Genomic DNA, 22,248 nt, shown 5'->3' on the forward strand with positions numbered 1-22,248 from the left:
CATGCATAACGAGAGCCCGATCACCCCGGCCAGAGCCGAGCCACGCGTGGCCGCAAGCGCATCGCCAGGCCTGCGGCCGGGCACCGCGCCGCTTTATGCGGAGCAGCGCCAGCGCGCCAAGCGCACCGCGTTGTGGGTGGGCGCGATCGCCGTGCTGGTGTACGTCGGCTTCATCCTCAGCGGCGTGATCGGTCGATGAGCGAAACACCGGCCACCGCTCCGTCACGCAGCGCCGGCCTGCCGCGCCTGATCGGCGTTGCGGTGGTGGTGTTTCTGCTGACGTTCTCGCTGGTACCGCTGTATCGCATCGCCTGCGAGAAGGTATTCGGCGTGCGCCTGGAACGTGGCCCGGGCAGCGAAGCCAGTACCGGTGCTGCCACCGGCAAGCGCACCGTGCGGGTGGAATTCGATGGTGGCGTCAATTCGCGGCTGCCGTGGTCGTTCCATCCCGAGCAGCTGACCATGGATGTGGTGCCTGGCGAGCTCAACGAGGCGCTGTACTTCGCCCGCAACGACAGCCAGCAGGCCGTGGTCGGCAGCGCGGTGCCGTCGGTGGCGCCGGCACGCGCGTCCGGGTTCTTCAGCAAGACCGAGTGCTTCTGCTTCACCGCGCAGACCCTGCAGGCCGGCGAGAAGCGCGACATGCCGGTGCGCTTCATCGTCGATCCGGACCTGCCGCCGGAAATCCGCACGATCACCTTGTCCTACACCTTCTACCGCAACGATGCGTTGTCCGATCGGCTGGCGCCCGCCGCCACGTCGGAAGGCGCCCACGCTGCTCCCTGACCCGGATACCGACCATGGCCCAGACACCTACCGACGCCAACGTGTACTTCGTCCCGGCCCAGAGCAAGTGGCCGTTCGTCGGTTCCATCGCGATGATGGTGACCATGGTCGGCGTGGCCAGTTGGCTCAATGACGCCAGCTGGGGCCGCTGGACGTTCTACATCGGCGTGGCGATGCTGGTGTTGACCCTGTTCTGGTGGTTCAGCGATGTGGTGCGCGAGTCGCAGGCCGGCAACTACAACCGGCAGGTGGATGGTTCGTTCCGGATGGGGATGGTCTGGTTCATCTTCTCCGAAGTGATGTTCTTCGGTGCCTTCTTCGGTGCCCTGTTCTACACCCGCCACCTCGGCCTGTCGTGGTTGAGCGGCGAAGGGCGCGGGGTGATGACCAACGAGCTGCTGTGGCAGGGCTACTCGGCCGGCTGGCCGACCAATGGCCCGGCAGCGATCGGTGGCGCGTTCCAGACGATCCCGGCCTGGGGCCTGCCGCTGATCAATACGCTGATCCTGCTGACCTCGGGCGTGACCCTGACCATCGCCCACCATGCGCTGAAGGCGGGCAACCGCCGCCAGCTGTTGATCTGGCTGGGCCTGACCGTGCTGCTCGGCTTGGGCTTCCTGACCCTGCAGGCCGAGGAGTACATCCACGCCTACAAGGAATTGAACCTGACGCTCGGCTCGGGCATCTACGGTTCGACCTTCTTCATGCTGACCGGCTTCCACGGCGCACACGTGCTGCTGGGAACGATCATGCTGATCGTGATGTGGCTGCGGTCGGCGAAGGGACACTTCACCCGCGACAACCATTTCGGCTTTGAAGCGGCCGCGTGGTACTGGCACTTCGTCGACGTGGTGTGGCTGATGCTGTTCCTGTTCGTCTACGTGCTTTGACCGCGCAGGCGTCGGCAGCGTCAGCCGCCGGCGCTGCCTGGTCTGATGGGGCGTCAGCCGCCGATGCCGTGCGGTTTGATCCAGCCCATGTAGATGCTGACGATCACCAGTACGATCAACGCCACCGACACTCCGATGCGGCGGGTCAGTGCATTGACCGTGCGCTTGGTCTGGCCGCGGTCCACCAGCAGGTAATACAGGCCGGCGCCCAGATTCCAGACGATGACGATCAGAAACGCGATTACCAGCAGGGTCTTCAGCGAATCACTCATGCGCGGCTCGAGGGCAGGGTGGATGTGCCTATCTGACCGCGTTTGCGCGGACTTGTCATGATGCGCCAGCACACGCGCCTGATCGGCTGGCTGATGGCGTTGCTGGCGATGGCCGGATTCACCGCGCTGGGGCTGTGGCAGCTGCAGCGGATGCAGGCCAAGCAGGCGTTGCTGGATGCACAGGGGCCAGCCGTGGCGCAGGCGCTGCCGTTGGCGCAGGCGCTGGCGGCGCAGGGCGCGCTGCATGGCGTGGCCGATCACGGTCGCTTCCTGCCGGGCGTGGTGCTGCTGGACAACCAGACCCGCCACGGCCGCGCCGGAGTGAAGATCTATCGTCCGTTCCGCAGCGATGCGGGCAGCGTGTTGCTGGTGGACCTTGGCTGGCGCGCGCTGCCGCCGGACCGCAGGTTGCCGGTGGTGCCGGCACCGCCGTCGGCGGTGGCCGTGCGAGGCCTGTTGGCGCCGCCCCCTTCGTCCGGGCTGGCGCTGGGGCCGGCGTTCACTACCACCGATGTTGCAGGGCGCTGGCTGGCCAGTCGCCTTCCCGCCGATGGCCTGGCTGCGGCACTGGGCCTGCCATCGTTGCCCGAGCGCGTGCTGCGGCTGGACCCGGCGCTGCCGTTCGGCGATGAGCGCGATCTCGACCTGCTGCCGAACACGCTGCCGCCGCAGCGCCACCTGGGTTACGCCGTGCAGTGGTTCGGGCTGGCGCTGACCGTGCTGGTGGTGGCGCTGGTACTGGAATGGCGCAGAAGACGGCCCGTTGCCCGGTAGTGCCGGCCGCTGGCCGGCATCCCTTTCCCAACCATGAGAAAATGCCCTGCATGAACACTGCTACCTCCCCGCAGGCGCGCGGCAACGGCCGCCGGACCCTGGTGCTGCTGTTCGCCGTTTTCTTCGGGGCGATGGCGCTGGCCGCCCTCCTGCGTTTCTCCGGCTGGCAGCCAACCGCGCACCGCAATGCAGGGCAATTGCTGAAGCCGCCGGTGGATCTGCGCCAGCAACCGCCGACGCTGGCCAATGGCGCGGCCTACCCCTGGAACCCCGAGGCGCGCACATGGCGCCTGTTGGTGGCCCCGGCCGGAGCCTGCGACGCGCAGTGCGTCACTTTGTCGCAGGGACTGGGCAAGGTGTGGCAGCTGTTCGGCCATAACGCCGATAATGTCGAGATCCTGTGGCTGGGAACGCCACCGGCGTCGATCGCCTCGCTGCCCGCGCTGCGGCCGCTGGCCCCGTCGCCAGCCCTGCGCGCGGCGCTGCCTGGCGTCGATGATCCGGCGGGTCTGCCGGTCTACGTGATCGATCCGAACGGCTTCGTGATCATGCGTCATGCCCCCGGGAGCGATCTCGGCGGCCTGCGCAAGGACATGGCCACGTTGCTGAAACTGAAGTGAGTCCCGTTTGATGAGCCTTTCCGCGCGTCCGGCGCTGCACCGCAATTTCCACCGCCTGGCGTGGTTCGCCATGATCATGACCGCGAGCACGATCATGTTCGGTGCCTTCGTGCGCCTGTCCGATGCCGGCCTGAGCTGCCCGGACTGGCCGACCTGCTATGGGCAGGCAACCTGGCCGCAGCACGTGGAAGAGACCATTGGCCACCCGGCAGCGGAGATCCGTCCGCTGGAAACACACAAGGCCTGGCGTGAGCAGGTGCACCGCTTCCTGGCCGGCGCGCTCGGCATCGAGATCCTGACCCTGGCCCTGCTGGCCACGCGCAAGCGGCGTTTCGGAAGCACGGCGGTGGTCACCGCCTGCGTGCTGGTGGCCGCGGGCATACCGCTGTACATGATGGGCTGGCATGGAACCGCCAGCGCACTGGCGCTGGTCGGCGAGGCCATCCTGCTGATCGCGGCGCTGCGCTGGAGCAACATCGACCTGGCGCGCGCTGCGCTGCTGACATTGGCGGTGGTGATCTTCCAGGCGCTGCTGGGCATGTGGACGGTGACCCTGCTGCTCAAGCCGATCGTGGTGATGGGTCATCTGCTGGGCGGCATGCTGATGTTCGGCCTGCTGGTGTGGATGGCCTGGCGTGCCACGCACATGCCGATCACCCTGGCTGAGGCGCCGAAGCTGAAGTGGCTGCTGCGCATTGGCGTGGCGGTGCTGGTCACCCAGATCGCGCTGGGTGGCTGGGTCAGCGCCAACTACGCGGCGCTGGCGTGCGGCGGCGGCAGCGCCTCGCTGGACAACTTCCCGCGCTGTGCCAACCAGTGGTGGCCGCAGCACAACTTCGCCGAGGGCTTCACCCTGTGGCGCGGTATCGGCGTGGACTACGAAGGCGGCGTGCTCGACGGTGCCTCGCGCATCGCCATCCAGATGGCCCATCGCCTGTTTGCCATCGTCGTTGCCGTTTACCTGCTGTGGCTGGGCCTGCGCCTGTTCCGGCTGCCGAGCATGCGCGGCTGGGCTTCGGCCCTGGTCGCGCTGCTGGTGCTGCAGGTCACCCTCGGCATCCTCAACGTGAAGCTGGCGCTGCCGCTGGAAGTGGCAGTGGCGCACAACGGCGTTGCCGTTGCCCTGTTGTTTGTATTGGTCAGCCTGCTGGCCCGCCTGCGTGCCCCGGACTGATCCCATGTTTTCCAACTATCGCCAGTACTGGGACCTGACCAAGCCCAAGGTCGTTGCCCTTATCGTCTTCACCGCCCTGGTCGGCATGGTCCTGGCCATTCCCGGCGTGCCCAGCTGGGAGCAGGTGCGTGCCGGCCTGCTCGGCTTCCTCGGCATCTGGCTTGCCGCGTCCGCCGCTGCAGCCATCAACCAGCTGCTGGATGCGCACATCGACGCGCAGATGGCGCGCACCTCGTGGCGTCCGCTGGTGGTGGGCAAGGTCAAGCCGTGGCAGGTGCTGGTATTCGCCGGCGTGCTGATCGTGCTGTCGATGGCGATCCTGGTGCTGTGGGTGAACTGGATCACCGCGGTGCTGACCTTCGCCTCGCTGATCGGTTATGCGGTGATCTACACCGTCTACCTGAAACGTGCGACCTCGCAGAACATCGTCATCGGTGGTTTGGCCGGTGCGATGCCGCCGATGCTGGGGTGGGCGGCGGTAACCGGCATGCAGGGGCAGTCGGACTGGGCGTACTCGTCGCTGCTGGTGCTGATCATCTTCATCTGGACGCCGCCGCACTTCTGGGCGCTGGCGATCTTCCGTCGCGAGGATTACGCCAAGGCGGAAATCCCGATGCTGCCGGTCACCCATGGCGTGGTGCACACGCGCAAGCAGATCATGGCGTACTCGGTGGTGCTGGCGCTGGTCTGCCTGCTGCCGTACCTGGTTGGCATGAGCGGAGCGTTCTACCTGGGCGGGGCGATCGTGCTCAACGCGGTGTTCCTCTGGTACGCCTGGCGCATGCTCAACCCGCCGGACGAGCTGTTCTCGATGAAGATGTTCAGTTACTCCATCGTCTACCTGATGGCGCTGTTCGCCTTCCTGCTGGTGGACCACTGGATCCTGCCCTGGTTGTGACGGCTGGATCCGCCGGGCATGGCCCGGCGCTACCTGTGAAACATCCACGCATGGCGTGGATCTACTTTTGTGGGCCCGGCCTACAGTAGATCCACGCCATGCGTGGATGGCTGTTCCACAGGTCAGGGCGCGCGCTTGGCATACCGTTGCGCGATCACGCCGCAGACGATCAGCTGGATCTGGTGATAGATCATCACCGGCAGCACGATCGCGCCGAGGCTGCCACCGGCGAACAGCACCTTGGCGATCGGAACGCCGGTGGCCAGGCTCTTCTTCGAGCCGCAGAACACGATGGCGATCTCGTCTTCGCGGTTGAAGCGCAGGCGGCGGGCGATGAAGGTGATCAGCGGCATGGCGATGCCCAGCAGTACCGCCGCCACCACCGCCACCGCGAACAGCGACAGCAGCGGTGTCTTGCTCCACAACCCCTCGGTAACCGCTTCGCCGAATGCCGAGTACACCACCAGCAGGATCGTGGCCTGGTCGGTGTAGCGCAGCAGCGCGCGCTGCCTCTCAACCCAGCCGGCGATCCACGGGCGCAGCAGGTGGCCGGCCACGAACGGCACCAGCAGCTGCAGCATGATGCCGCCGATGGCATGCAGCGGGTCGTGCACGCCGCCGGAGGTGCCGGCCAGTGCGGTCAGCAGCAGGGGCGTGAGGAACACGCCGAGGATGCTCGACAGCGAAGCACTGCACACGGCCGCCGGCACGTTGCCGCGCGCCATCGAGGTGAACGCGATGGACGACTGCACGGTGGAGGGCAGGGTGCACAGGAACAGCACGCCCAGGTACAGCTCAGGCGTCAGCAGCCAGCCGGACAACGGCTTGAACAACAGCCCCAGCAGCGGGAACAGGATGAAGGTGCAGGCGAGGATCGTCAGGTGCAGGCGCCAGTGCAGCATGCCGCCGATGATCGATTCGCGCGGCAGGCGCGCGCCGTGCAGGAAGAACAGCGCGGCGATGGCGACGGTGGTGACATCGTCGAGCACCAGGGCGGCGGCGCCTTTCATCGGCAGCAGCGAGGCCAGGCCGACGGTGCACAGCAGGGCGAGGGTGAAGTTGTCCGGTCGCAGGCGCGACCACCAGCGGGTCATGGTGGATGGGCTCCTTGGTGCGGGGGGATTACCCCGGGAATCAGGGGGTGGGAGAAGGGATCGCCAGACGCTCGCGGGTGGCCGCTTCCAACGACTTCAGGCCGGCTCGCTGGCCCAGTTGCAGCGCCTGTTCCGGGCTGGCGTGTTCGTAGCGTGCGTTGACCAGGCCGAGCACGGCACCGGCGCGGTTGCCGGAAGCGCAGTGCAGCAGCACCGGCCCCTGGCTCTGCTGCAGCGCCTGGTGCACGGCGCGCAGGTTGGTGGCATCCAGGCCCTCGGCGCCGGCTACCGGGATGCGCACATAGCGCAGGCCGAGCGCTTCGGCCTCGCGTGTTTCATCGAAGCCGCGATCTTCATCGGGTTGGCGCAGGTCGATCACCGTGCGCACGCCTTGGGCAGCCAGTTCGTGCAGTTGCGCGGCCGTGGGCTGGCCACCGGCGTAGAGGCCGGGGCGGACTTCAGCAAGAACAGGGTCCGCAGCCCAGGCCGGCAGGATCGGGCAGAGCGACAACAACAGCAGGCAGGTCAGGCGCAGCAGCATGCTCTCTCCGGGAATGTGTTCTGCCGCTACAGGCGCAGATTGGCGCGTGCCTTCAGCAGCTCGCGCATCTCGTACTTGTCAGTATCGTCCAGACCCTGTTGTCGCTGCTTGGCGTTGAGGTCGTCGATCCGCTGGAACAGCAGCTGCTTCTCCAGCTGGCCGACCGCGTCATGCAGTTCCACCGTCCACATCGCTTCATCGCCCGCCAGCGTCTGCGCGGCCAAGGTGTGCAGTGAGGCCTGTTCTTCGCGGCCGTCGAAATGCTCCAGCAGGGCGCCGGTACTGATGTCCGGGCGCTGCTCGACCAGCCCCAGAAGCTCCAGCAGCAGCTCCACGCCCGGCAGGCGCAGGCCCTGGAAGTGGTGCTTGCCGCCCAGGGTCAGGGCCAGCGACGGCTGCTGCAGCAGGACGGCGATCGCGCCACGCACCAGGCTGCGCTTGGCCGCCGGCTGGATCGTGCGCGGAGCGGCGCGTTGCGGCATCTGCGGCCGGCCCGCCTGCGCGTTGCCGCCCAGCCCCGTCAGCTGCGCCAACTGCTGCTTCATCAGGTCGCCGAAGGCACCATCGGGAATCTGCGCCAGCATCGGCTTGGCGCGCTCGGCCAGCCGTGCCTTGCCATCCAGCGTGCCCAGGTTGATCTCGCGGGTCAGCTCGTCGAAGAAGAACTGCGACAGCGGCGTGGCCTGCTTCAGGCGTTCGTCGAAGGCCTCGGCGCCTTCCTTGCGCACGATGCTGTCCGGGTCTTCGCCGTCGGGCAGGAACAGGAAGAAGGCCTGGCGGCCGTCCTTCATGCGTGGCAGCACAGATTCCAGCGCCTTCCAGCCGGCGCGGCGGCCGGCGGCGTCGCCATCGAAGCAGAAGAACACGTCCGGCGCGTTGCGGAACAACAGCTCGGCGTGGTCCGGCGTGGTTGCCGTGCCCAGCGTCGCCACCGCCTGGGTGACGCCGAACTGGAACAGCGAGACCACGTCCATGTAGCCCTCGACCACGATCAAGCGCTCGATCTTCTGGTTGGCCTGGCGCACCTGCCACAGGCCGTACAGCTCGCGGCCCTTGTGGAACAGCGCGGTCTCGGGCGAGTTGAGGTACTTGGGGCCGTCATCCTTCTCGAACACGCGCCCGCCGAAGGCGATCACCCGGCCACGGCGGTCGAAGATCGGGAACATCACCCGGTCGCGGAACTTGTCGTAGACGTGGCCGCGATCGTTCTTGGAGAACAGGCCGGCGCGGTCGAGCAGCTTCATCCGCCGCTCGTCCTTGCCCAGTGCGTCGCGCAGGCCGCTGTAGCCATCAGGCGCATAGCCGATCTGGAAGCGTGCGCGGTTCTCTTCATCCACGCCGCGGCCATCGAGGTAGCTGCGGGCTTTCTCGCTGCCTTCCAGGTTCTTCTGGAAGAACTTGGTTGCCGCGTCCAGCGCCGAATACAGCTCTCGGCTGTCATCCTGCTGCTGGGCGCTGCGCGGGTTCTCGCTGCGCGGCACTTCCATGCCGGCACGCTTGGCCAGTTCATCCACCGCGTCGAGGAATTCGAGGCGGTCGTAGTTCATCAGGAAGCTGATGGCCGTGCCGTGCGCGCCGCAGCCGAAGCAGTGATAGAACTGCTTGGTCGGCGAGACGGTGAAGGAGGCCGAGCGTTCGTCATGGAACGGGCAGCGCGCGGCGTACTCCTTGCCCTGGCGCTTCAACGGCACGCGGCTGCCCACCACCTCGACGATGTCGGAGCGGGCCAGCAGGTCGTCGATGAAAGCGTCGGGGATACGGGCCATGGGCAACGAGGCAGGGCGCGGCGGCAGCCACGCGGAAGGGGGAAGTCAGTCCCCCTAGTTTACCCCTTGCCGGCCACGTTCCCGGGCGCGTTCGCCGCAGTGCCAGGGTCGATGCCGGCAGCCAGCAGATGATGGCGTGCGCGCAGGCGTTCATCGATCACCGCGGTCATCAGCGCGCCGACGAAGAAGACCACGGTGGCGTAGTAGATCCAGACCAGCGAGATCACCAGCGCACCCATCGAGCCGTAAGCGCTGCCCGGTGCGACGGTGGCGATGTACACGCCGATGCCATAGCGGCCGAGTGCGAACAGCGCCGAGGTGATGAGGCCGCCGATGAAGGCCTGGCGCCACGCCACGCGCCGGTCCGGCAGATAGTGATACATGAAGGCGAAGCCGACCGCGTACAGCAGCAGGCTGGTCAGGTAGCCGATGGCCGGCAGGATCGAGGGCAGCTGCGCAAAGGCCACCTGCAGCACGGTGGTGGCGGTCATCGACAGGATCAGCAGGAAGCCCAGCGCCAGCACCACGCCGAAGGAGAACACGCGCTTGCGCAGCCAGGCCTTGATGCCCTCCAGGCGTTCGCCGCTGGTGCGGAAGATCAGGTTCAGTGCGTTCTGCAACTGGGCAAACACCGCAGTGGCGCCAACGAACAGCAACAGCGTGCTCCACAGCCCGGCCAGCGATCCGACGTCGGGCTGGTTGTCGGCATTCTTCAGCACGGTTTCGGCCACGGTCGCGGCACTGCTGCCGGCCACCGAGCTGATCTGGTCGACCAGGGCCTGCTGTGCCGGCGGATACAGCGAGGCGGTCAGCCACAGCAGCAGCACCAGCAGCGGCGCCATCGACAGCAGGGCATAGAAGGAAACCGAGGCGGCCTGGGTCAGCACGTCGATTTCGACGAAGCGCTTGACGACGGCCATCGGGAAACTGTCCTGCAGGCGCTTGATGTACTTGTGCAGGGACGCGGTGCCGCCGTGCGGCGCGCTGTCTTCGGGGGCGTGGGACGTTGGATCAACCATGCCGGAGTTGTAGCAGCACCACGTCGAAGACGCGGTGAAGCAGGTGCGCAGGAGCGCGTCCCGCAGTCCCTTCGCAGTGCGGAAGGGACCCGGGTCTGGCGTTGCTTACGACAGCGCCTGCTTGACCAGCTTGGATACCAGGCCCATGTCGGCCTGGCCGGCCAGCTTGGGCTTCAGCGCGCCCATCAGCTTGCCCATGTCGGCCGCGCTGCTGGCGCCGGTTTCGGCGATGGCCGCCTGGATGGCCGCGACGATCTCGGCTTCGCCCATCTTGGCCGGCAGGTAGGCTTCGATCACCACGATTTCGGCGCGCTCGATTGCCGCCAGGTCTTCGCGGTTGGCCGCTTCAAACTGGCTGACCGAGTCCTTGCGCTGCTTGACCATCTTGTCGAGCACCGCGATCACGGCGGTGTCGTCGAGCTCGATGCGCTCGTCGACTTCCTTCTGCTTGATGGCGGCGTTGATCAGGCGGATGACGCCCAGCTTGTGCTTCTCGCCGCCCTTCATGGCGGCCTTCATGTCTTCGGTGAGCTGCTGCTTCATGCTCATGACGAACCTCGTGGTGGTAGTGGGGCAGGGCGGATGCCCGGGCCCGGAAACGCAAAAAGCCGGCGACGCTCGCGCGTGCCGGCTTCGACTCCATCGCGGCAGGGAATGCCCACCGCAATGAAGATGCGTCCGATCAGTACAGGCGCTGACGCTTGGTAACGTCGCGCGACGAGCGGCGCAGCTGACGCTTCACAGCAGCGGCGGCCTTGCGCTTGCGCTCCTGGGTCGGCTTTTCGTAGAACTCGCGCTTGCGGGTTTCGGCCAGCACACCGGCCTTTTCGCAAGTGCGCTTGAAGCGGCGAAGAGCAAACTCAAAGGGTTCGTTCTCGCGGACTTTGACGCTGGGCATGGAATCTCCGGGACACAGTAGAACCGGGTCACGCCCGGCGAGCCGCACATTATAGTGGCGAATAAACAAACTGCAAGCCACAAATCCTGAATAGGGGCAAGTTGTTGGATTGCAGTGAGGCCTGCCAGTTCCCCGAGGGGTTGGCAGGGGCGTCATAATAGCAGGCATGCGAGTCCTTGGCATCGAATCTTCCTGTGACGAGACCGGCGTGGCGGTGTATGACACCGACCTGGCCGGCAGCGCTGCCCTGCGCGCCCATGCGGTTTACAGCCAGATCGCCCTGCACGCCGAGTACGGCGGTGTGGTGCCTGAACTGGCCAGCCGTGACCACGTGCGCAAGCTGCTGCCGTTGATCCGTCAGACGCTGGCCGAAGCCGGGCTTGGCGTGAACGACATCGACGGGGTGGCCTACACCGCCGGCCCCGGCTTGGTAGGGGCGCTGCTGGTGGGTGCCGGCGTGGCCCGGTCGCTGGCCTGGGCGCTGGAGGTTCCCGCCGTGGGTGTGCACCACATGGAAGGTCACCTGTTGGCGCCGCTGATGGAAGACGATCCGCCGCAGGCCCCGTTCGTGGCGCTGCTGGTGTCCGGTGGCCATACCCAGCTGGTGGCCGTCGATGCCATCGGCCAGTACCGGTTGCTGGGCGAAACCCTGGACGACGCCGCAGGCGAAGCCTTCGACAAGACCGCCAAGATGATGGGCCTGCCGTACCCGGGCGGGCCGCAGCTGGCCGCGCTGGCCGAGCAGGGCACGCCGGGCGTCTACCGCTTCACGCGGCCGATGACCGACCGCCCCGGCCTGGATTTCAGCTTCTCCGGCCTGAAGACCCAGGTCCTGATGGCCTGGCGCGACAGCGACCAGAGCGAGCAGACCCGCGCCGACATCGCCCGTGGCTTTGAAGACGCCGTGGTCGAGACCCTGTGCATCAAGTGCGAACGCGCGCTGGAAGCGGCCGGCACCAATGTGATCGTGGTGGCCGGCGGCGTGGGTGCGAACAAGCGCCTGCGCGCCCGCCTGCAGCAGATGGCCGAGCGCCTCGGCGGCCGCGCCTGCTTCCCGCGGCCGGCGTTGTGCACCGACAACGGCGCGATGATCGCCTTCGCCGGCGCGCTGCGCCTGCTGGCGGGCCAGCACAGCCCCCCGAAGGTGGACGTCACCCCGCGTTGGGACATGGCGACGCTGCCGGCGGTGTGAGCCCCGCAACCGGTAGCGCCGGGCCATGCCCGGCGGACGCATTATGGACGCCCTGCCAACGGCGACGCCGCCAATACCGTCGTCGCCCGTTCATGGCGCTGCAGCCATGCCAGCGTGTGTGGGCACCGGGCGTGGATCAGCCGCCCGATCGCGGCCAGGTCGGCGCCGATGTCGCGCTCAAGGATCGGTTCGTGGTGGGCGATGCGGTTGCGCAGGTGGCGGATGCGTCCGATATCTGCGTGGATGGCTTTCCTGATGACACTGGGATGGGCCGAAGGCGCATGGCGTAGAACGCCGCTGAGTGCTGGTATCCACAGCGAAGCGTCGAAGCGGCAGGTGAAGAGCTGCTGCCAGAAAACCATCGGCAGGTTGGCGACGATCTCGGGCGTGTCGGTGGTACGGCCGGTGACCAGTTCCAGTGCGGTTCTCGCCGAAGCGGATGAAGATGCCGGCAACCTGCGTCGGAAGGCATCATTCCACGGCCATCGAGGCCCATGTTGCCGGGCCAGCGCCGATGCGGCTGCGTTGCGGATGACCACTTCGCACAGATGCACCGGCATCATCAGCGCACCGCACATCCGCATGTTCCACAGGTACAGGGATTCGGCGGTGACACCCGGGCTGCAGGCCGATGCAATTCTCTCGTAGGTCGACAGGCGCTCCGCTGACAAAGCGCGCCTCAATGCATCGTATGCAGCCATCGTGATGTGCGGTGGTGAAGGAAGGGTCGATGCTGGCCAGAGACGGCGGCGATCACCATCGGGGAACGCCGTTGCCTGCGTGACCGATTTCCTGTGTTTCGGCTCGGACGAATTCCGTGAGCTGCTTTGTCGCAATTGGCCTTGACCGGCGATTGGGACCTTGCCTAACCTCAGTGCCTGCGCCACCGGGACCCGCGGCTTGAGAAAGCTCCCCCCGGGGACAAAACGGTAGTACCAAAGGGCCCCGCTAGCAGGGCCCTTTGTCTTTTCCAGACCTTGCGAATGCCCGGCGACCCACCTCCGTTCCGGGCAGGCTCACTGCCGTCCCGTTACCATGGCCGCCTGTTTTCCGGCTGGTAACCGCAATGGACAAGGTTTTCATCGAAGGGCTGACGATCGACGCCCTGATCGGCATCTACGATTGGGAGCGGCGGATCCGCCAGGACCTGGTGTTCGATCTGGAGATGGGGTTCGACAACCGTCGCCCGGCCGCCAGCGATGACATTGCCCATACCCTGAACTACAAGGCAGTCAGCAAGCGCCTGGAGCAGTTCGTGCGCGAATCGGAGTTCGGCCTGGTGGAGACCCTGGCCGAGCGCTGCGCGCAGATCGTGCTGGACGAGTTCGACGTGAAGTGGCTGCGCCTGAAGCTGAGCAAGCCCGGGGCGGTGCGCGGTGCACGTGCGGTCGGCGTGATCATCGAACGCTCGCGGGACTGACACGCCGGTAGTGCCGGCCGTCGGCTGGCAACCCCCGGTAGAGCCGGCCGCTGGCCGGCAACCTCAACAGCAATGAAGAAGGAGACAACCGATGGTGGACGCAGTGGTGGCGGTACAGTGGCTGGAAAAGCTGCAGAACACACTGGAACCCTATCCTGGCGCCTACCTGGCGTTGATGATCTCGGCGCTGCTGGTTGCCGCCGGCCTGGCCAACTGGGTGACCAAGCGCATCCTGCTGCGCGGCCTGCGTCGCCTGCTCAACCGCCTGCCCGGCGCCGATACCGGCCGCGGCAGCCATCTGATGCGGGTCATTTCGCGGCTGTCCAACGTGGTGCCCAGCCAAGTGATCGCCTCGGGCATCCGTATCGTGCCGGACCTGCCGCCGGGCCTGGTCGGCTTCATCATCGGTGCCTGCCAGGCGTGGGCGATCCTGACCGTGGTGCTGGCGCTGTCGCATGCGCTGGATGCGGCCAACGACCTGTACGAACGTCGCCCCGAGGCGCGCAACAAGCCGATCAAGGGGTACCTGCAGGTCGCCAAGATCATCATCTTCGTGATCGCCGGGCTGTCGATCGTTGCCACCCTCGCCGGTGTCGACCTGCGCTACCTGGTCACCGGCCTGGGCGCGGCCACCGCAGTACTGATGCTGATCTTCCAGGACACCATCCTGTCGCTGGTGGCCAGCGTGCAGATCAGTGGTGATGGGCGTATCCGTATCGGCGACTGGATCGAGATGCCCAGCCAGAATGCCGACGGCGATGTCATCGATATCGCCCTGCATACGGTGACGGTGCAGAACTTCGACAAGACCATCACCACCATCCCGACCAAGAAGCTGGTGACCGAGTCGTTCAAGAACTGGCGCGGCATGCAGGAGGCCGGTGGCCGCCGGATCAAGCGCGCGCTGTTCCTGGACCAGCACAGCGTGCGTTTCATGGAGGAACAGGACCTGGCCTTCCTCGGCCAGTTCGCCCTGCTGGGCGACTACCTGCGCGGCAAGCAGCAGGAGCTGGGCCAGTGGAACGGGCGCCTGCGCGAGCAGGGCGTGGCCGAGGTCAACAGCCGCCGGGTGACCAACCTGGGCACCTTCCGCGCCTACGTGGAGCGTTATCTGGCCAGCCACCCGGGCATCCATACCGATATGACCCTGCTGGTGCGCCAGCTGCAGCCGACCACCGAAGGCCTGCCGCTGGAGCTGTACTGCTTCACCCGCAGCACCGCCTGGGGCGAATACGAGGCGGTGCAGTCGGACATCTTCGACCACCTGCTGGCGATCCTGCCGGCCTTTGGCCTGCGGGTGTTCCAGGCGTCCAGCGACGCGATGTTGATGGCCGGGCAGCGCCAGTTGGCCGGCTCGGAGTAAGCTGCGATGCCGCCGGCCGGACCGTACGGATCCGGCGGGTGGCTGAAACTGAATGACGAAACCTCTCGCCAAATCGTCCGGGATCGCTAGAATGCCGGGCTTGTAAACGTTTTCATCAAGGACTGCCGGTGGCCTCCGATCGCATCGAATCCCTCATTGCCCAGATGACCGTCGAGGAAAAAGTCGGCCAGCTGGGTGTCTTCGCGGACATGGTCCGCCCGTTCGCCCCGGACGTGAACCCGGAAGCCAACGTGCGCAATGCCGACCAGGTGCTGCAGCAGGTGCGCGAGGGCAAGGTCGGCTCGCTGTTCAACGGTGTCGGCGCCGAGCTCGGCCGCCGCATCCAGCAGGTCGCCACCGAGGAGAGCCGCCTGGGCATCCCGGTGATCCTGGCGGCCGACGTCATCCACGGCATGCGCACGGTGTTCCCGATTCCGCTGGGCGAGGCCGCCAGCTTCGAGCCGGACCTGGCCGAGCGCACCGCGCGCGCCACTGCGGTTGAAGCCACCGCTGCCGGCCTGCACTGGACCTACGCACCGGCAGTGGACATCGCCCGTGACCAGCGCTGGGGCCGCGGTGCCGAAGGTGCCGGTGAGGACGTGGTACTGGGCTGTGCCTTCGCCGCTGCCCGCGTGCGTGGCTTCCAGGGCAGCGACCTGCGCGCCGCCGACTCGCTGCTGGCCACGCCCAAGCACTTCGCCGCCTATGGCGCGGTGATGGCCGGCATGGAATACAACATGGTGGACATTTCGCCGCAGACCCTGCGCGATGTGCACCTGCCGCCGTTCAAGGCGGCCTTCGACGCTGGCGCGATCACCGTGATGTCCTCGTTCAACGACATCAACGGCGTGCCGGCCAGCGCCAACGCCGAGCTGCTGACCGACATCCTGCGCGGTGAATGGAAGTTCCCGGGCGTGGTGATCTCCGACTACACCGCCGACATGGAACTGGTCGCGCACGGTTATGCCGCCGACGATCGCGATGCCACCGCCAAGGCGTTCACCGCCGGCCTGGACCTGAGCATGCAGAGCGGCTTCTACGCCGAGCACCTGCCGGGCCTGGTGGAGAGCGGCGAGGTGCCGATGAGCGTGCTGGATGAAGGCGTGCGCCGTATCCTGTGGCTGAAGGAAGCCATCGGCCTGTTCGACGACCCGTACCGCTCGCTGGACCCGGCGCGCGAAGCCGATACCTCCCATATCGCCGCCCATGACGAACTGTCGCGCGATGCCGCGCGCCGTTCGATCGTGCTGCTGAACAACCGCGACAACGTGCTGCCGCTGCAGAAGAACGGGCAGAAGATCGCGCTGATCGGCCCGTTCGTGCAGGACCGCGACAACATCGAAGGCTGCTGGACGCTGTTCGGCGACAAGCAGCGCTACGTGGATCTGGAAACCGGCGTGCGCGCGGCCATCGGCGATGACGCGCTGCTGGAAGTGGTGCCGGGATGCGAACTGGAAGCCGCCATTGCCGGTGGCACCGAGGCGGCCGTGGCCGCTGCGCTGCGCGCCGACGTAGTGGTGCTGGCGCTGGGCGAGCCGCAGCGTTACAGCGGCGAGGCGCAGTCGCGCGTAGAGATCACCCTGCCGCCGGCACAGCAGGCGCTGGCCGAAGCGGTGGCGATGACCGGCAAGCCGCTGGTGGTGCTGTTGCGCAATGGTCGCGCGCTGGCCCTGCAGGGCGCGGTGCGCAATGCGCATGCCGTTGCGATCACCTGGTACCTGGGCACGCAGACCGGCCATGCCGTGGCCGATGTGCTGTTCGGCGATTACAGCCCCTCCGGCCGCCTGCCGGTCAGCTTCCCGCAGGTGTCCGGCCAGCAGCCGTACTTCTACAACCACCCGCGCACCGGTCGCCCGGAACTGCCGACGATGTCGGAATTCAAGGCACGCTGGCGCGAGATTCCGAACGAGCCGTTGTACCCGTTCGGCCATGGCATCGGCTACACCACCTTCGCCTACGGCGTGCCGCAGCTGAGCACTGCGCGCGTCGGCTGGGACGACACCCTGACCCTGACCACCACGCTGACCAATACCGGCAGCGTGGCCGGCGAGGAAGTGGTGCAGCTGTACATCCACGACCGCGTGGCCAGCCGCGTGCGGCCGGTGCGCGAGCTGAAGGACTTCCGCAAGGTGGCCCTGCAGCCGGGCGAGTCGGCCGAGGTGGTGTTCACCCTGACCCGTGAACAGCTGGCATTCACCGGCCGCGACGGCGTGCTGCGTGCCGAGCCGGGCCTGTTCGACGTGTGGGTGTGCGCCTCGTCGATGGCCGGTGACGCGGTGCAGTTCGAACTGCTGAAGGCCTGATCGGTAGAGCATCCACGCATGGCGTGGGTCTACTGGCAATGAGTAGCGCCGGGCCATCCCCGGCGTCCTCACCCATGGCGAACACGCCGGGCACGGCCCGGCGCTACCATCGGAGCCTGATCCGATGGAGACCGCGCATGCGCACGATGGCCTACCTTGTTCCTGTCCTGTTGCTGGCAGCGTGCTCGCAGCCGGCACCGCCGCCCGAACCTGCCGCCGATGCGCCTCCGCCGATGACGGGCGCGACGCCGGCCGAAGCGGCCGCCAGCACCACGCCCGATGCGGTCGCCGCGCCACAGGCTGCGGCGGAGCACGCCAAGGATGCGGCTGCGACGCCGGCCGATGCTGCCAACCCCGCAGCACCTGCGGCGGCAGACGACGCCCGCGCGCGCATCGAGACGCTGCTCGGCGATGCGGCGCAGTATGAAAAAGTATTCACTGCCTTCAAGACCGCAGTGGTCGGTGGCGATCGCGCGGCGGTGGTTGAAGAAGTGCGTTTCCCGCTGAACATCAGCGGTGGCAGGAAGATCACCGGGCCCGGTGAATTCCAGCGCAACTACGAAAAGATCATCACCCCGGCGGTGGTCAAGGCGGTGTCCGCGCAGGACTTCGGCACGGTGTTCGTCAACCAGCAGGGCGTGATGATCGGCGATGGCCAGGTCTGGCTGACCGGCCAGTGCCTGGACAAGGCCTGCACGCGCACCGAGGTGAAGGTCGGCACCATCCAGTAACGAAAACGGCCCCGTATGCAGGGCCGTTCCAGATCGGTAGTGCCGGCCGCGGGCCGGCAACCAGGGCTCCTGCAGGTGCCGGCCAGCAGCCGGCACCACCCGGCCGTCAGGCCTTCGGCGTGAGCTTCAGCAGCCGTGCCTTGCTGCCGTCTTCCAGCAGCCACAGCGCGCCGTCCGGGCCCTGTTCCACTTCGCGGATGCGCTCGCCCATGTTGAAGCGTTCGGCCTCGCGCGCGCTGTCGCCGTCGAAGGCAACCCGCACCAGCGAGGTGGACGACAGGCCACCGATGAAGGCGCTGCCCTTCCACTGCGGGAACAGGCTGCCGCTGTAGAACATCAGGCCGGCCGGGGAAATCACCGGGTTCCAGGTCACCTTCGGTGCGGCGAACTCCGGGCGGGTGTCATGGTCGGGAATCGGACGGCCGTCGTAGTGGTCGCCATTGGACACGATCGGGTAGCCGTAGTTGGCACCGCGCACGATCAGGTTCAGCTCATCGCCGCCGGCCGGACCCATCTCCTGCGCCCACAGCTTGCCGCTGGCATCGAAGGCGATGCCCAGCACGTTGCGGTGGCCGAGCGACCACACCTGCGCGGCCACGCCGCCCTGCGAGGCGAACGGATTGTCGGCCGGCAGGCTGCCGTCGTCGTTGAGGCGGATGATCTTGCCCAGGTTGCCGCTCATGTCCTGCGCAGGATCGAACTTCTGCCGTTCGCTCGAACTGATCCACAGCTTGCCGTCCGGGCCGAAGGCCAGGCGGTGGCCGTAGTGGCCTTCGCCGCTGACCTTCGGCGTCTGCCGCCAGATCACCTTCAGGTCCTTCAGCTGGCCGCCACCGTTGGCATCGAGGGCGAGGGTGGCACGGGCCACGGCCGCGCCGCGCGTGTCCAGCGTGCCTTCCTCGGCGTAGCTGACGTACACCACATGGTTGCGGGCGAAATCCGGATGCAGGATGACGTCACCGAACCCACCCTGGCCGCCGTAGGCGACCTTCGGCACACCGGTGATCTCATGTTTCTGGCCGCTGGCCAGGTCCAGGTGCTGCAGCTTGCCGCGCTTTTCGGTGACCAGCAGGCTGCCATCGGGCAGGAAGGTCATCGCCCACGGCTGGTCGAACCGGCTGACCTCGGTGGCGGTGAAGGGGCGTTGGTCTGCGCTGGCCGCGGCGGTTGCCGGAGCCTTCTGCTCAGACGCATCAGGGCCGGCCGCGTTGCAGGCGGTGGTGGCGAGGATCGGCAGCAGGCCGAGGGCGAGCAGCAGGGGCGTGCGGGTCATGGGTATCTCCAGCGGAAGGGGATGCGGATGGCCAGGCTCTCCCTTGTATACCACCGGGGCGGTGACGGTCGTGGCCCGAAGGTCCTGCTCCCCCCTGTGCGGCATGGCGCGGATCGTCTAGGGTGTTGTCGTCCGGGCAAAGCATTGCCCGCCTGTCTGCCAAGGACCTGCAATGAACGCACCCCTCATCCATCGACCCTCGCCCGCCTTCATCGCCGCCTCGTGGGTGGCCCTGCTGCTGGGCGCGGTGGCCTACCTGGTCGGCCTGTTCAATGCCGAGATGCCGCTGAACGAGAAGGGCTATTACCTGACCCTGCTGCTGTTCGGCCTGTTTGCAGCGGTATCGCTGCAGAAGAGCGTGCGCGACCGCGTCGAGGCCATTCCGGTGAGCGGCCTGTACTACGCGCTGTGCTGGTTCGCACTGCTGTCGGCGCTGTTGCTGCTGCTGGTCGGCCTGTGGAACGCCACCCTGGTGCTGAGCGAAAAGGGCTTCTACGGCATGGCGTTCGCGCTGTCGCTGTTTGGCGCGGTGGCGGTGCAGAAGAACACCCGCGACCTGATTGCCGCCAACGCGGCCGAGCCCAAGCGCGCGTCGTCGATCCCGCCGCTGCCGGAACAGGAATGACCGGCTGAGGTAGCGCCAAGCGCCTGCCCAGGCCAGGCCTGCAACGCAGAAGGCGCCGAGCAGGGGCTCGGCGCTACTGGGGCTGCATCAGTCAGCAGCTGTAGGGGTCAACCGTGGCGCGTCAGCCGCGGATCGGCCACATGGGCTTCATCCCAACCGCGGCGTACAGCGGCGCGGGCCTGATCCCATTCCAGGCGGCTCTTGCCGCGCTCGGTCGCCCAGCGGGACTGCAACTCCGCTTCGACCTGTTCGTAGGCGCGGATCACCTGATCGGCGCGGGTTTCGTTGAAGCGTGCTGCGTGGCCGATCTGATAGGCCGGCTCGTAGTCATCGAACAGCAGGCTGGCGTCGTAATACGGTTCGGCGCTGTAGCGGTCGCGCCAGTAGTCGGAAATGGCCTCGCGCGGGGTGCTGTCTTCCGGCACGCGACCGGGGATCTGGTAATCGGGGCTCATGGACAGAAGGCTCCGTAGTGGACGAAGCCTGATCGTGCCCATCGGCCGGTTAACGCGCCGGACCGGCAGCGTGATCGGCAGGTCAATCAGCAGCGGCATCCTTGCGCGGCAGCTTGTAGATCACCGCGCCAACGGCGAAGGCGACCAGCGCTGCGACGATGTTCTGCCAGCTGGCACTGGCAAACAGGGCCACGCACAGCAGCAGGGCCAGCACCGGAATCAACGGGCCGCCGGGCAGCTTCAGCGCGCCGGGACGGTCGGCATAGCGCTTGGCCAGCACCAGCACTGCGGCGGCCGTGCCGATGTAGGCGAACAGGCGCGTGGTCATCGACAGCAGTGCCAGCTGCACGAACGACCCGGACAGCGCCAGGCCGAGGGCGATCAGCCCCTGGCAGAAGATCGCCGCGGCCGGGGTACGGAAGCGCGGGTGCACCTGCGCCAGCACCTTCGGGCCGTAGCCATCGCGGGCCAGGGCGAACAGGAAGCGCGGGCCCATCATCATCGTGTTGCTGTTGGTGCCGAGGATGGAGATGGTCGCGCCCACGGTGAGGATCAGCGCCAGCGCCTCGCCGCCGAAGCTGGAGGCCGCATCGGCCAGCGGCGTGGCCGAGCCGGCCAGGCCGGGCAGCGTGCCCTGCGCCACGATCTGCACCGCCGCGTAGATCACGGTGACGGTGACGATCATGGTGATCAGCGCGAACGGGATGTCGCGGCGTGGGTTGCGGTATTCACCGGCTGCGGCCGGAATGTTCTCGAACCCGGCGTAGGCATACAGCAACAGCAGCGCCGCCTCGCCCATGCGCTGCAGGTCGTGCGGGTCCGGGCGCTGGCCGGAGAAGGCCAGCTGTGGGTCGATGTAGAACGCGCCGATGGCCACGAACAACAGTAGCGGCAGCATCTTGCCGATCACCAGCACGATGCCGGTGCGGGCGGCCGAACGCACGCCGATGATGTTCACCCCGGTGAGGAAACCGAGCGAGACAACGATGATCGCGATACGGCCCATGCCTGCGCCTGCCCACGGCCAGAACCGCGCCACAGCGTCGGCCAGCGCATTGCTGAGCGCTGCGGCCGAGCTGATGCGGGTCAGCCAGATCATCCAGCCGATCTCGAAACCGGCGAAGCGACCAAAGGCTTCGCGCGCGTACAGGTAGCTGCCACCGGGTTCATCGAAATAGCTGGCCGCCTGCGCGTAGCACAGCACCAGCAGGGCGACGACGATGCCGGCGGCGACCACGCCCCACAGGCTGAAGGGGCCGAGCAGGGCGACCGTGGCCGCCGGCAGCAGGTAGATGCCGCTGCCGACCACATCGTTGATGGACAGGCCGACGATCTGCCAGCGGCTGACCGCGCGTTGCAGTTGCGGTTCGTCGGCGGCGCTCAACGTACGGCTCCTTCAAGCGCGGGCAGTTTCCACTGTGCCTGCAGGCGCTGGTATTCGGCCCTTGGCAACAGGACGAAGCGTGGCGTGTCCTGCGGGCGCAGCCAGTCCAGCAACGCCTGCATGCGCACCTCTGGCATCGCAGTGCAGCCAGCGGTGGCCTCGCCGGGCTGGCGCCACAGATGGGCGAAGATGCAGCTGCCCTTGCCGGGTTGGTTGTCCGGGTTGTGCGCGATCACGAAGCCTTCCCGGTAACGCACGTCACCTTGGTTGTGCAGGTCCAGCCGCATCGGTTCGGTGGAACCGGCTATGGCGGCGCTGCCCACCTTCTTCGCATCGACGATGCGGTTGTAGAACGGCGATGCTGGCACGTCCATGCAGTAGCTGCTCTCGAGCATCGGCTGATAGGTCATTGCCGTGCCGGGCCGGATGGCATAGCCGAACGCGCTGCCCAGCGCGAACACACCGGCCGGACTGCGGCCATCGCCTTCCTGTTTCTGCGGACCGTCGGTCTGGGCAGGATGCAGGCCCAGGCCCCAGGCACTGCCGGTGCGACCCAGCGCCACCGGGAAGGCCTGGCCGTGCCTGCGCCAGTGCTTGCCGTCGCGCACGAAGGCCTGCAGCTGGCCCTGCGTGCTGTCCCAGGTCTCGCTGGTGACCACGATCAGTTGGCGAGCGTTGTCCAGTGGGGCAGCGTGGAGAGCAGCTGCGGCAACGAGCAGCAGCGCGGCAGATGCAAGGCGGGCCAGCAGCAGGTTCATCGGGCGCTCCGG

At 67.2% G+C, this 22,248-nt stretch carries 25 protein-coding genes; 13 read left to right on the plus strand and 12 right to left on the minus strand.

The genetic code is table 11. The features are described from left to right. Position 1 precedes the first annotated feature (1 nt). The 3 genes from ABIA73_RS13225 to ABIA73_RS13235 are packed head-to-tail and all read left to right on the plus strand — an operon-like array spanning position 2 to position 1,676. Positions 2 to 199, plus strand: a complete 198-nt coding sequence (locus ABIA73_RS13225) for a hypothetical protein (protein ID WP_099782535.1) — start codon at positions 2 to 4, stop codon at positions 197 to 199. Then, positions 196 to 786 (plus strand): cytochrome c oxidase assembly protein, encoded by a 591-nt coding sequence (locus tag ABIA73_RS13230; RefSeq protein WP_025878292.1) that lies wholly within the window; start codon positions 196 to 198, stop codon positions 784 to 786. The genes ABIA73_RS13225 and ABIA73_RS13230 overlap by 4 nt, the downstream gene beginning before the upstream one ends. A gap of 14 nt (positions 787 to 800) precedes the next feature. Beyond that, on the plus strand, positions 801 to 1,676 hold the full coding sequence (locus ABIA73_RS13235) for a cytochrome c oxidase subunit 3 (RefSeq protein ID WP_025878291.1): 876 nt from the start codon (positions 801 to 803) through the stop codon (positions 1,674 to 1,676). A gap of 53 nt (positions 1,677 to 1,729) precedes the next feature. Here the strand turns inward: ABIA73_RS13235 and ABIA73_RS13240 are convergent, their stop codons facing one another. Continuing rightward, the gene (locus ABIA73_RS13240) at positions 1,730 to 1,948 is read right to left on the minus strand and encodes a twin transmembrane helix small protein (protein WP_010484233.1); all 219 of its coding nucleotides are present in this window, start codon (positions 1,946 to 1,948) and stop codon (positions 1,730 to 1,732) included. A 57-nt stretch (positions 1,949 to 2,005) separates the two neighbouring features. Here ABIA73_RS13240 and ABIA73_RS13245 point away from each other — a divergent pair, with 57 nt between their 5' ends. From ABIA73_RS13245 to cyoE, 4 genes are read left to right on the plus strand one after another with little or no spacing between them, the layout of a single operon-like run. Next, a complete protein-coding gene (locus ABIA73_RS13245; RefSeq protein WP_354275899.1) occupies positions 2,006 to 2,722 on the plus strand; it encodes an SURF1 family protein in 717 nt (238 codons plus the stop codon). Positions 2,723 to 2,772: 50 nt separating this feature from the next. Then, a complete protein-coding gene (locus ABIA73_RS13250; RefSeq protein WP_033830168.1) occupies positions 2,773 to 3,342 on the plus strand; it encodes a redox-active disulfide-containing membrane protein in 570 nt (189 codons plus the stop codon). A gap of 10 nt (positions 3,343 to 3,352) precedes the next feature. Beyond that, positions 3,353 to 4,516: a COX15/CtaA family protein gene (locus ABIA73_RS13255; RefSeq protein ID WP_025878285.1), complete on the plus strand. Its 1,164-nt coding sequence runs from the start codon at positions 3,353 to 3,355 to the stop codon at positions 4,514 to 4,516. Positions 4,517 to 4,520: 4 nt separating this feature from the next. Next, positions 4,521 to 5,414 (plus strand): heme o synthase, encoded by an 894-nt coding sequence (cyoE, locus tag ABIA73_RS13260; RefSeq protein ID WP_033830169.1) that lies wholly within the window; start codon positions 4,521 to 4,523, stop codon positions 5,412 to 5,414. Between the two features lie 122 nt (positions 5,415 to 5,536). Here cyoE and ABIA73_RS13265 read toward each other — a convergent pair whose 3' ends face one another. The 6 genes from ABIA73_RS13265 to rpsU form a co-directional block, all read right to left on the minus strand. After that, on the minus strand, positions 5,537 to 6,508 hold the full coding sequence (locus ABIA73_RS13265) for a bile acid:sodium symporter family protein (protein WP_025878282.1): 972 nt from the start codon (positions 6,506 to 6,508) through the stop codon (positions 5,537 to 5,539). A 40-nt stretch (positions 6,509 to 6,548) separates the two neighbouring features. Beyond that, the gene (locus ABIA73_RS13270) at positions 6,549 to 7,049 is read right to left on the minus strand and encodes a protein tyrosine phosphatase family protein (protein ID WP_025878280.1); all 501 of its coding nucleotides are present in this window, start codon (positions 7,047 to 7,049) and stop codon (positions 6,549 to 6,551) included. Between the two features lie 26 nt (positions 7,050 to 7,075). Continuing rightward, positions 7,076 to 8,815 carry a DNA primase gene (gene dnaG, locus ABIA73_RS13275; RefSeq protein WP_025878279.1) on the minus strand — a complete coding sequence of 580 codons (1,740 nt, stop codon included), beginning with the start codon at positions 8,813 to 8,815 and terminating at the stop codon, positions 7,076 to 7,078. Positions 8,816 to 8,874: 59 nt separating this feature from the next. Beyond that, complete coding sequence (locus tag ABIA73_RS13280) at positions 8,875 to 9,834, minus strand: YihY/virulence factor BrkB family protein (RefSeq protein ID WP_025878278.1); 960 nt, start codon at positions 9,832 to 9,834, stop codon at positions 8,875 to 8,877. Positions 9,835 to 9,939: 105 nt separating this feature from the next. Next, on the minus strand, positions 9,940 to 10,383 hold the full coding sequence (locus tag ABIA73_RS13285) for a GatB/YqeY domain-containing protein (protein ID WP_032975623.1): 444 nt from the start codon (positions 10,381 to 10,383) through the stop codon (positions 9,940 to 9,942). Positions 10,384 to 10,516: 133 nt separating this feature from the next. After that, the gene (gene rpsU, locus ABIA73_RS13290; RefSeq protein WP_002808376.1) at positions 10,517 to 10,732 is read right to left on the minus strand and encodes a 30S ribosomal protein S21; all 216 of its coding nucleotides are present in this window, start codon (positions 10,730 to 10,732) and stop codon (positions 10,517 to 10,519) included. Positions 10,733 to 10,898: 166 nt separating this feature from the next. Between rpsU and tsaD the strand changes: the two genes are divergently transcribed. Beyond that, positions 10,899 to 11,924, plus strand: coding sequence for a tRNA (adenosine(37)-N6)-threonylcarbamoyltransferase complex transferase subunit TsaD (gene tsaD / locus ABIA73_RS13295; protein ID WP_049468546.1), 1,026 nt, complete (start codon positions 10,899 to 10,901; stop codon positions 11,922 to 11,924). A gap of 41 nt (positions 11,925 to 11,965) precedes the next feature. Here tsaD and ABIA73_RS13300 read toward each other — a convergent pair whose 3' ends face one another. Next, positions 11,966 to 12,625, minus strand: a complete 660-nt coding sequence (locus ABIA73_RS13300; RefSeq protein WP_080150741.1) for a hypothetical protein — start codon at positions 12,623 to 12,625, stop codon at positions 11,966 to 11,968. A gap of 365 nt (positions 12,626 to 12,990) precedes the next feature. Between ABIA73_RS13300 and folB the strand changes: the two genes are divergently transcribed. From folB to ABIA73_RS13320, 4 genes are all read left to right on the plus strand, one after another. Continuing rightward, complete coding sequence (gene folB / locus ABIA73_RS13305; protein ID WP_025878255.1) at positions 12,991 to 13,344, plus strand: dihydroneopterin aldolase; 354 nt, start codon at positions 12,991 to 12,993, stop codon at positions 13,342 to 13,344. 91 nt (positions 13,345 to 13,435) lie between these two features. Further along, positions 13,436 to 14,707 carry a mechanosensitive ion channel family protein gene (locus tag ABIA73_RS13310; protein ID WP_059065752.1) on the plus strand — a complete coding sequence of 424 codons (1,272 nt, stop codon included), beginning with the start codon at positions 13,436 to 13,438 and terminating at the stop codon, positions 14,705 to 14,707. A 128-nt stretch (positions 14,708 to 14,835) separates the two neighbouring features. Further along, positions 14,836 to 17,010, plus strand: coding sequence for a glycoside hydrolase family 3 N-terminal domain-containing protein (locus ABIA73_RS13315; RefSeq protein WP_333622375.1), 2,175 nt, complete (start codon positions 14,836 to 14,838; stop codon positions 17,008 to 17,010). A 137-nt stretch (positions 17,011 to 17,147) separates the two neighbouring features. Further along, entirely contained in the window at positions 17,148 to 17,741 is a 594-nt protein-coding gene (locus tag ABIA73_RS13320; RefSeq protein WP_099841784.1) for a hypothetical protein, read from the plus strand. 106 nt (positions 17,742 to 17,847) lie between these two features. Here ABIA73_RS13320 and ABIA73_RS13325 read toward each other — a convergent pair whose 3' ends face one another. After that, a complete protein-coding gene (locus ABIA73_RS13325; protein ID WP_354275900.1) occupies positions 17,848 to 19,014 on the minus strand; it encodes a PQQ-dependent sugar dehydrogenase in 1,167 nt (388 codons plus the stop codon). A 172-nt stretch (positions 19,015 to 19,186) separates the two neighbouring features. Between ABIA73_RS13325 and yiaA the strand changes: the two genes are divergently transcribed. Beyond that, on the plus strand, positions 19,187 to 19,639 hold the full coding sequence (yiaA, locus tag ABIA73_RS13330) for an inner membrane protein YiaA (protein WP_025878247.1): 453 nt from the start codon (positions 19,187 to 19,189) through the stop codon (positions 19,637 to 19,639). Between the two features lie 107 nt (positions 19,640 to 19,746). Here the strand turns inward: yiaA and ABIA73_RS13335 are convergent, their stop codons facing one another. The 3 genes from ABIA73_RS13335 to ABIA73_RS13345 all read right to left on the minus strand — a co-directional run bounded on the left by ABIA73_RS13335 (position 19,747) and on the right by ABIA73_RS13345 (position 22,236). Beyond that, positions 19,747 to 20,094: a hypothetical protein gene (locus tag ABIA73_RS13335; RefSeq protein ID WP_025878246.1), complete on the minus strand. Its 348-nt coding sequence runs from the start codon at positions 20,092 to 20,094 to the stop codon at positions 19,747 to 19,749. A gap of 82 nt (positions 20,095 to 20,176) precedes the next feature. Continuing rightward, a complete protein-coding gene (locus ABIA73_RS13340) occupies positions 20,177 to 21,478 on the minus strand; it encodes an APC family permease (protein WP_099782555.1) in 1,302 nt (433 codons plus the stop codon). Continuing rightward, positions 21,475 to 22,236 carry a L,D-transpeptidase family protein gene (locus ABIA73_RS13345; RefSeq protein WP_354275901.1) on the minus strand — a complete coding sequence of 254 codons (762 nt, stop codon included), beginning with the start codon at positions 22,234 to 22,236 and terminating at the stop codon, positions 21,475 to 21,477. The genes ABIA73_RS13340 and ABIA73_RS13345 overlap by 4 nt, the downstream gene beginning before the upstream one ends. Between the last annotated feature and the right edge of the window lie 12 nt (positions 22,237 to 22,248).

It is taken from the genome of Stenotrophomonas sp. 2694 (genome assembly GCF_040548715.1).
In the GTDB taxonomy this organism is placed as follows: domain Bacteria; phylum Pseudomonadota; class Gammaproteobacteria; order Xanthomonadales; family Xanthomonadaceae; genus Stenotrophomonas; species Stenotrophomonas indicatrix.